A 9924-nucleotide genomic window follows, 5' to 3' on the forward strand; every position below is an offset into this window, starting at 1 on the left:
TTATTTAATTTGTGTTGTGAACATCAGTTTGTCACCAATGTATCCTTCAAATTTGTCGCCAATTTTGATTGGACCCACACCAACAGGTGTACCGGTATAGATCAAATCACCTTTGCGAAGGGTAATAAATTTGGATATATATACGATTAATGAATCAATATCAAAGATCATGTCTCCCGTATTGCCGGATTGTACGATTTCTTCATTTTTTTTCAAGGAGAAATTAATATTTGAAAGATTTTCAAATTCTTCCTTTGGAATTAGGTGACTCATTACCGCAGAGTGATCGAAAGCTTTCGCCAGTTCCCAGGGCAATCCTTTTTCTTTGTGTTTTGCTTGAATATCCCGTGCTGTGAAATCAATACCCAACCCAATAGCATCGTAGTATTTGTGTGCAAATTTTTTGGATACATGTTTTCCTTCATTGCAAATACGATAGACGATTTCGCATTCATAATGTACGTCCGAAGAAAATTCAGGATAATAAAAATCTTTATTGTCTTTTAACACCGCTGTATCCGGTTTCATAAAGATAACAGGGGTGTCCGGAACTGGATTATTTAATTCTTTAGCGTGATCTATGTAGTTTCTACCAATGGCAATTATTTTCATGGAATATTATGTTTTAATACAAATGTACGGAAAATGAAAGAAGTTGAATTGGATGTGTAATTCTATAAATTAAAAGTTCATTTTAAGATTTCAGATGTTATCTGAGAGGAGATATTCTAGAGCTAAAAATAGCAGCATACGATCTTCTGAGACAAAATAAGGGTATTTATTTTAGTAATGGCGTAACAGAATTTACCACAGGATATAGCAATATATTGACGCAGTATTACATGTTATCACTTTCGTATTTTCCTAGAAAATTTGGATTTAAATAGTTGGTTTAAAAAAATGTGTCTTTTTCTAAGTGAAATCAGTAGATTTATGAAAAAACATTCTTCCTATGAAATCTATTCTAATGAATTTGGTCATTTTTATTGTTTTTACTAATTTTTTGTATGCACAGACAAACAAAAATATTAGTCGTGCGCAGGAAACATTAGATTCTATTTATAAATATTATAGCATCCACGATAGTCAATTGTTACGAGAGCATTATCCTTATAAGGACGACTACAAAGCAGATTATTTGGGGGGTGGTGAAAATTCTAATAAAGCAAATCCGTATGCTTACTTGTGGCCTTACTCTGGATCCTTGTCTGCAACAGTTGCTTTGTATGAAAACACCAAAAGCAAACAAGTTTTAAAAAATATCGATACAAAAGTGTTAGTTGGTCTTGCTGAATATTTTGATACACGAAAGCCTGTTGGTTATGCGTCCTATGTGAATTCTGCACCCCAATCAGACCGATTTTATGATGATAATGTATGGTTAGGTATCGATTTTACAGATCTCTATCTCCTTACTAAAGAAAAGCAATACCTGGACAAAGCACTAGAAATTTGGGCTTTTGTAGAAAGTGGTATGGATGAAAAGCTAGGTGGCGGTATATATTGGTGCGAGCAACGTCAGGAATCGAAAAATACGTGTTCAAATGCACCGAGTGTTGTATATCTTGCTAAATTGTATGAGGCGACGAAGGAAAATAAATATTTGTCACAAGCAGAAGACTTGTATAAATGGACACAACAAAACCTGATTGATTGGACAGATCATGTGTATTTCGACAATATTAATTTGAAAGGCGAGGTCGATAAGAGAAAATATGCTTATAACACTGGACAAATGATTCAAGCAGGAGCATTATTATATAAATTAACACGAAATAAACAATATCTCACCGATGCACAAAATGCGGCTAAGGGGGGATTTAATCATTTCTTTTATGATGAAAAGGATAAAGATTCAGGAAAATCCTTAAAAATCCTTCAAACAAGTAATAATTGGTTTATTGCTGTGATGATGCGAGGATACGTAGAATTGTATCACGTCGATAAAAATAAACTGTATATAGATGCTTTTCAAAAGAATTTAGACCATGCTTGGAAGCATATGCGGGAAAGTAATGGGTTATTCAATAAGGATTGGTCAGGTTCAAAACAAGAAAAATCAAAATGGGTATTAGATCAATTTGCTATTGTAGAAATGTATAGTAAGATGGCCCAAGTAAAATAATATTATACTATTACGTTTATATTTAAACACAATGCTCAGCTATTCAGCTGGGCATTTTTTGTTGTTTAATCGAGAAATAAATAATATGTATAATGATTATTAAATATTGCAATATGTAAATAAATCTTTAGTTACAAACCAATTCTTTTTTGTTGCCGTTGTTACAATTTTTGATCCTTTTATATTCTTTCAATTGTGTTTCTGAAACTATTATCACTATACGCAAAACTGTTGCTAAAGAAGTGTTTAAACAATTAAATGATTAAAATACATCTATAAACTGTGGACTTCTCTATTAGATTTGCATTCTGAATTTTGTGGAAATAATCAAAATAGTTTTGCTAAATCGATTAAATTGATTTAATTAGTGTTAATTATAAACACATTAATCTGCAATATTCATAAACACTTATTACATGCTTTGCGGCTTGTATTAGGAAAATCAATTGACTAATTAAATTATATTATGTGGAATTTAGACAAACTTAAACTTGGTAAAGGTAGGTTGTGGGTTTTCACCTTCTCCTTACTTGCCATCGGTACAAATTCAGTGTATGGAAATAGGCTTTCGCTCGAAGAAGCTTATCATGAAGCTTTAAAACAGCAGACTGTAGAAGGTACGGTTGTAGATGCTTCAACAGGACAAGGTATTTCGGGTGTGACTATTACACTAAAAGGTTCGACTGTTTCTACCCAGACTGATAGTCAAGGGAAATTTTCCTTGCAGGCTCGCAATGGGGATATTTTGGTAACAAACATTTTGGGATTTCAATCTGAGGAACGAACTGTTACTGGCACAACAATTACCTTCCGTTTGATAACTGAGCAAGCAGATATTGAGGAAGTAGTTGTCGTAGGATATGGTACTATGCGGAAGTCAGATGTTACTGGGTCTATTTCAGTGGTAAAAGGTGAAGAAATGACCAAAGCCCAAAATTTTGGGGCATTAGATAACCTTAGAGGTAAGGCCGCAGGTGTTAATATTTTCTCTAATTCGGGACAACCCGGAGCGTATGGAGCCAAAGTATTAATTCGTGGTAATGCTACGATTAATGCCTCATCTAGTCCATTATATGTTGTGGATGGTGTAGTAATGGAAAACTTTCATCTTATGAATCCCAACGATATTGAGCGTATAGAAGTCTTGAAAGATGCTTCTTCCGCAGCAATATATGGTGCCAGAGGTGCGAATGGGGTTATACTTGTCACCACAAAACGTGGAGCTTCGGGTGGAGGTAAATCTATCAGCTATCAAGGTTCAGTAGGTGTAAGTTCTGTACAGCGATATATGAATGTTTTGAATAGTCAGCAATGGGTAGATGCATTTATGATTGGATTGGCCAATGAAAATAAATACCAAGCTGATTTTCTAAAAAATAGAGATCCGAATTGGACTCCATGGTCTTTAGATAAGAAAGATTGGTTTAATGATCCTAACTATTTTGACTCTAATGGAAATCCATTGTATGATACAAATTGGCAGAAAGAATCGAGTCGTAATGGATTATCGCACAATCATCAGATAAATATTCAACAAGGGGATGAAAAATCATCAGTTGGGGCATTTTTAAATTATACCGATCAGCAAGGTGTAATCAAAAATATGTTTAGTAAACGCGTCAGCGGTAAGCTAGCATATGACACAAAAGCTGTGGATTGGTTGTCGTCAAATGTTAACTTGATGGTTAACCATAGTTTGGCAAATTTTACTCCTGAAGATGGTGGAGGGCAAGATGCTAGACGTACTATGATTGAGATGCTTCCTTGGTTGCCTGTATACGAGCCATCTGGTCAATATACAAGTTCAACAAGTTCAACAATAAATAATGTTTTGGGGTTTGAGGGAATGGCAAATCCTGTTTCAATCTTAGAATTACAAAAAAGAAATCGTTACAATACTCAGATTTTTGGTAATGCAGCTTTGACATTTCACTTAGCTGAAGGATTAGATTTAAGAACGCAGTTTGGTGTTGATAACCAACGCAGAGATTATAAAGGTTACTCTTCGGTGTTGTTAAACAATATATCAAAGCCTAATGGCTGGGCGGAGATGCAATATGAAAATGTTTTCTATTGGCAACAAGAGAATTACTTAACCTATCAAAAAACAATTGACAAGCACAGAGTTAATTTGATGGGGGGATTGTCTTGGCAAGCTAGAACATCACAGTATTCGCAATCACGAACCGAAGGTTTTGATGATGACTTCTATGAATGGAATAATATGGGAGTTGGTAGAACCCCATCTTCTCCTAATTCCAATACAGACAAGTGGGCTATGAATTCCTATTTTGTAAGGGGAGCTTATACTTACAATGACAAATATTCTGCAACTGTAACTGGACGCTACGATGGATCCTCAAAATTTGGTAAAAATAATAAATATGCATTTTTCCCTTCTGCAGGTCTAGCGTGGAATGTCTCTAATGAGGACTTCATGGCTGACAATATCACAGTTAGTAATTTAAAAGTCCACACAAGCTATGGTCGTACGGGTAATTCTGAAATCGGTTCTTATAGCTCCACTGCTAATGTTTCTGCAGGTACAACATTATTGGACGGCGGAAGACAGCCTTTCTCATGGGTTTCATCTTTGGCTAATCCAGATTTGAGATGGGAGACCTCCGATCAATTTGATTTTGGTGTAGAGATTGGATTATTTTCTAACCGATTAAATTTTGATGTGTCGGTATACAACAAAAAAACAAAGGATTTATTGTTGCAAACACCTATTCCAAGAAGTACTGGTTATTCAAGTGTAATGAAGAATATTGGTTCGGTGCAGAATAGAGGTGTTGAGTTATTAATCAATGCTTATCCTATTAAAAATGAAAATTTAACCTGGAATACCATGTTGAATATGAGTTATAACCAGAATAAAGTATTGAAACTAGGAGATAAAGATGAGGATATCCAAAGATTGTGGTGGGTTGGTGGAGCAAACCAAATCATTCGTGTTGGAGAGAATCTAAATAGTTTCTATGGCTATAAGCGTGAAGGAATTTACACACAAGCTGATGTCGATGCAGGTCAAGCGACGCTAAGTCAGGTGGGAAGACCGAAACGTTCGGCAGATAAATATATCATTGGTAAAGGTACACCAGATTGGGCGGGTAGTTTTATAAATACACTTAACTACAAAGATTTCGACCTTACGGTGGATCTTCAATTTGTATATGGTGTCGAAACGATGCAACAATTCTATCACTCTACATACGATAGATTTGGAATTACCAATGGTCTTGTGGAGATTCTTACCGATGCATACAGTGAATCAAATCCTAATACGAGACAGCAGGCTATTTATTTGACTAATAGTGGTCATGCAGGACAAGATACAAATGTTGATGATGCATGGGTTGTTAACGGTTCTTATCTAAGATTTAACTTGATACAATTAGGTTATACTTTCAATTCAGAAATGTTGAATAAACTGAGGTTAGGTGGCATTAGAATATTTGCCTCTGCTAATAATCCATGGCTGATTACGTCAAAAGACTTTAAGGGTTATGATCCGGAAAGTACATCTCAAGTAGGTGACAACTTTGGACAGAATATTACGTTTTTCTCTTATCCTAGAGCTAAGACCTTCACATTAGGAGTAAATGTTAAATTTTAGAATACTATCATGAAAAGAAATAAATTAATAATCGCGTTGGGATTAGGATTAATTATAAGTACCTCATCATGTACAAAATTTCTTGATGAAGCTCCCTTATCCTCAATAATTAAAGAAACATATTATAAAACAGAGTTACAGGCTGTAGGTAATATCAATTCTCTTTACAGAAGAGGCGCACCTACACGCTATTCTTCTGCTGGAAGTGCATATTTAGGTCCTCAAGCATCTATAAATAGCATGCTGACAGGTTATTTTACGAATAGTTACGAAGGACAAGAGTTAGTCTGCAAATATGCTCGAGAATTGACAAGACAAGGCAACGTCAGTATGATTTCAGGGACAATGGATGGTGTTTGGAATTCTGCATATGAAGTTATAAATACAGCAAATGGTGCAATTAAGTATATACCAGAAATTGCTTTTGAAGACCTCAATAAGCAAAAGCAATTAGTAGCTGAAGCCAAATTTTTTAGAGCATACAACTATTTTTATTTGGTAAAGACTTTTGGGGATGTTCCATTAGTAACTGAACCCACCGAAAATTTGGAAAATCTGGATGCATCGCGTACAGAAATTGCGAAGGTATATGAACTAATAGAGAGCGATTTGAATGAAGCTGTCACAGTTTTGCCAGCTAAAACATTTGCTAATAACAACCATCGCATTTCTAAATACGTAGCGGCTATGACTTTAGCAAATGTGTATTTACAACAAGGTAAAAATTCGCAAGCTGCAGAAATGGCTAAAGTTGTGATTAATTCACCTCATGGAATGATCCCAAATGCTGATTTGGAATCAAATAGTGCTTATAACCAACTTCGCAAAACGGATAATTTGAATGAAGTGATATATGCTATGGAATTTGATGGGGCTATTTCGACAAGTTCATGGTGGCCAACTTATGCATTTAGTTCATCAGCAGTATCCGTATTTTCTACTTATTCTATTTTCGAACGTGTGTATGGTCCTACGAGTAGGTTCTTAAATGTTTATGCTGCAGATGATTTGCGTATAAAGCCTAATCAGTTCTTCCATTGGAGTTATACAAGGCCAGACGACCCTACAAAAAAATGGACTTCCACAGAAGCGGGCGTATGGTATTATTACGATGAAGATGCCTTGTTGAATTCTGGTAGAGGTACTAAAGATTGGAATTTTTACAGGTATCCAGAAGCATTATTAATAGCTGCTGAAGCAATAGTAGCTGCTGGATCTGTCAATGCGGAAGCTGCGGGCTACTTGGCGAATGTGAAAGCCCGTGCAAATACGAAAGGTAAAACTGTTGCTACTTTTACTTCTGAGTTATTAGCTCTTTCGAAGGAAAAGTTTATAGAAGAATGTTGGAATGAGCGTTTGAGAGAATTTCCATTGGAATTCAAAATGTGGGATGATATCGTAAGAACTAAGAAGTTTCCTGTGATCTCGCCAACCTTAAAAGGAGAAATAACTTGGGTCAACCTTATTGGCGCACAGAATGGTTCTGGAGCGACTTTCAAAGAATCGGATCTATTGTGGCCAATATCAAATGATGAGTTGCAAAGAAATCCTAACTTAACACAAAATCCAGGTTATAATTAAGCAATCCATTCATTAGAAATCGATATACCCCCCAAAATTGTTAATCACTTTTTGGGGGTATTTTTATGCAATATGTGCAATTTTACTCATTTCTGTTGGAATGAGTTTTTTCGGTTTAAGCTAAAACGTTTTCCTGAAATAATTCATATATTGGGGAGACCAATTGGAAAACTGATGAAAAGAAGAACCGCCATAAAGCAACTTTTTATTCTTGCAGGAGGCATAGCGATCGCGACGTCATGTACTGGAAATCGAAATAAAGCAACTATTGCGCTATCTAATGTTGATTTCTCAAAAGATGATGAAGATTTATTAGGCGAACTTGTCGAATCCATTATTCCTGAAACAGATTCTCCCGGAGCAAAGACATTGAATCTGCATTTATTTGTCATGAAAATGGTAGATGATTGTCATCCTCCTGAGGACCAAACTGCTTTTGTAGATGGATTGAAAAAGTCAAAGATCTTAAAAGGCAAGTCGCAGCAAGAAATTCAACACTATTTATCTGCTTTGGATAAAGAAGATAAGTTTCTCTCAATTTTGAAAAGACGTACCATTATGGGCTACCAAAATTCAGAATATGTAATGAAAAACAAGATAATTTATGAATTAGTGCCAGGAAGGTACGACGGCGCAGTAAAAGTTGGTAGTTAATATGGCATTCCTAAATATAGATTCGCAAAAAAATAGAACTTACGATGCAATAGTGATTGGGTCGGGAATAAGTGGTGGATGGTCTACCAAAGAATTGTGTGAACGCGGACTTAAAACGCTTGTGCTCGAGCGTGGACGTGATGTGCAGCACATCAAAGATTATCCGACGACCAATATGTATCCTTGGGAGTTTGAACATCGCAATGAATTACCTTATCAAGTAAAGCAAGATAATCCTATTGTAAGCAAATGTTACGCTTTTCACGAAGATGCAGCACATTTTTTTGTCAAGGATGCCGAGCATCCGTACATCCAAGAAAAACCATTTGATTGGATTCGAGGCTATCAAGTTGGCGGAAAGTCATTGCTTTGGGCGCGACAAACTCAACGTTGGTCGGATTTCGATTTTGAAGGTCCTTTGCGCGATGGATTTGCTGTGGACTGGCCGATTCGGTATGCAGATTTGAAACCATGGTACGATCATGTCGAACGATTTGCAGGCATCGCTGGAGATAAAGACGGTTTGCCCGAATTACCAGATGGTGAGTTTTTGCCAGGCTATCCATTAAATATTGTAGAAAAATATTTCAAACAAGCTGTAGAAAAGAAATACAAAAGTCGCAAAGTCATTTCAGCTAGATGTGCACATATTTCTAAACCCGAACCAATACATATTCAACAAGGCCGTACGCAATGCCAAAATAGAACATTGTGTCAACGTGGCTGTCCTTTTGGTGGGTATTTTAGTTCTAATGCTTCTACCTTGCCTTGGGCAGCAAAGACAGGTAATCTGACGCTAAGACCTGACTCAGTCGTGCATTCTATTATATACGATGAGCAAAAGGGAAAAGCTATAGGTGTGAAAGTCATCGATAGAAATACCAAAGAAGAAATTGACTTCTTCGCAAAAGTTATTTTTGTGAATGCAGCTGCTATCAATACCAATTTGATTTTATTGAATTCTACATCCAATAGATTTCCGAATGGATTAGGGAATGATAGCGAAACATTGGGTAAATATGTGGCTTTTCATAATTATAGCGCACGAATATATGCAGAATATGAAGGACTTATAGACTACAAAGTCGAAGGGCGTAATCCTGCTGGTGGAGCTTATATTCCGCGCTTCAGAAATTTACATAAGCAAGAAACAGATTATTTACGAGGTTATGCGGCAGGGTTTGGCGCGTATCGTTCTTCTTATTCGGACTTATCAGGTATTGGTGATGATCTTAAAAATTCGATTCTTAATCCCAAACTAGGAAATTGGGGAGTGGGATCACATATGATGGGAGAGACTATTCCAAAAGCGTCCAACTTCGTAGCATTAGATGCGAATCAGAAAGATGACTGGGGTATTCCTTTACTAAAAATCTCAATTGATTATGATGAGAATGATGCGAAGATGAAAAAGGATTATCTCGATACAATGGAAGAAATGTTTGTAAGCGCTGGATTTACAAATATTCGACGAGATGATAGATGGCAAGCTCCAGGATTGGATATCCACGAAATGGGTGGAGTACGAATGGGGCTAGATCCTAAAACTTCCATGCTTAATAAATGGAACCAAGTGCATGCTGTTCCCAATGTCTTCGTTACAGATGGCGCTGCGATGACTTCCACTTCGACTCAAAATCCTTCTCTTACATATATGGCTTTTTCTGTGCGATCTGTAGATTTTGCTGTGAAAGAATTAAAGAAACAAAACATTTAGAGATCTATTTTGTGTGCCCAGCATGGGCAATAACTCTAGGGTGTAAGTCCCGAATACGCCTTTACAGTGGGAAGTGTTAGCTTATGACAAGGGTGTCCACTGCGAGGTGGAATCTGAAGGAAGTCTGAGGCAAAACTTCGGTCCGACGAACAGAAACTACATACAAGGCCGCAAGTGCTGGGTGAGGCTGCAACACAAGCCAAAGCCCTAAACTGTACGGAAACACTA

7 protein-coding genes are annotated in these 9924 nt (G+C 36.5%); 5 read left to right on the forward strand and 2 right to left on the reverse strand.

Annotation, left to right across the window (positions count from 1 at the left end; all coding sequences use genetic code 11):
- Window positions 1-612: a fumarylacetoacetate hydrolase family protein gene (locus FLS47_RS00515; protein ID WP_149912445.1), complete on the reverse strand. Its 612-nt coding sequence runs from the start codon at window positions 610-612 to the stop codon at window positions 1-3.
- A gap of 340 nt (window positions 613-952) precedes the next feature.
- Here FLS47_RS00515 and FLS47_RS00520 point away from each other — a divergent pair, with 340 nt between their 5' ends.
- From FLS47_RS00520 to FLS47_RS00540, 5 genes are all read left to right on the forward strand, one after another.
- Window positions 953-2125 carry a glycoside hydrolase family 76 protein gene (locus tag FLS47_RS00520; RefSeq protein WP_149912446.1) on the forward strand — a complete coding sequence of 391 codons (1173 nt, stop codon included), beginning with the start codon at window positions 953-955 and terminating at the stop codon, window positions 2123-2125.
- A gap of 466 nt (window positions 2126-2591) precedes the next feature.
- Window positions 2592-5744, forward strand: coding sequence for a SusC/RagA family TonB-linked outer membrane protein (locus FLS47_RS00525; protein WP_149912447.1), 3153 nt, complete (start codon window positions 2592-2594; stop codon window positions 5742-5744).
- Window positions 5745-5753: 9 nt separating this feature from the next.
- Window positions 5754-7325 carry a RagB/SusD family nutrient uptake outer membrane protein gene (locus tag FLS47_RS00530; RefSeq protein ID WP_149912448.1) on the forward strand — a complete coding sequence of 524 codons (1572 nt, stop codon included), beginning with the start codon at window positions 5754-5756 and terminating at the stop codon, window positions 7323-7325.
- 174 nt (window positions 7326-7499) lie between these two features.
- Window positions 7500-7979 carry a gluconate 2-dehydrogenase subunit 3 family protein gene (locus tag FLS47_RS00535; RefSeq protein ID WP_149912449.1) on the forward strand — a complete coding sequence of 160 codons (480 nt, stop codon included), beginning with the start codon at window positions 7500-7502 and terminating at the stop codon, window positions 7977-7979.
- A 1-nt stretch (window position 7980) separates the two neighbouring features.
- Window positions 7981-9696: a GMC oxidoreductase gene (locus FLS47_RS00540; protein ID WP_149912450.1), complete on the forward strand. Its 1716-nt coding sequence runs from the start codon at window positions 7981-7983 to the stop codon at window positions 9694-9696.
- A 35-nt stretch (window positions 9697-9731) separates the two neighbouring features.
- Here the strand turns inward: FLS47_RS00540 and FLS47_RS18355 are convergent.
- A partial coding sequence (locus tag FLS47_RS18355) for a hypothetical protein (RefSeq protein WP_223225066.1) occupies window positions 9732-9924 on the reverse strand: 193 nt, incomplete at its 5' end.

The sequence above is a fragment of the Sphingobacterium cavernae genome, assembly GCF_008520265.1.
GTDB lineage: Bacteria > Bacteroidota > Bacteroidia > Sphingobacteriales > Sphingobacteriaceae > Sphingobacterium > Sphingobacterium cavernae.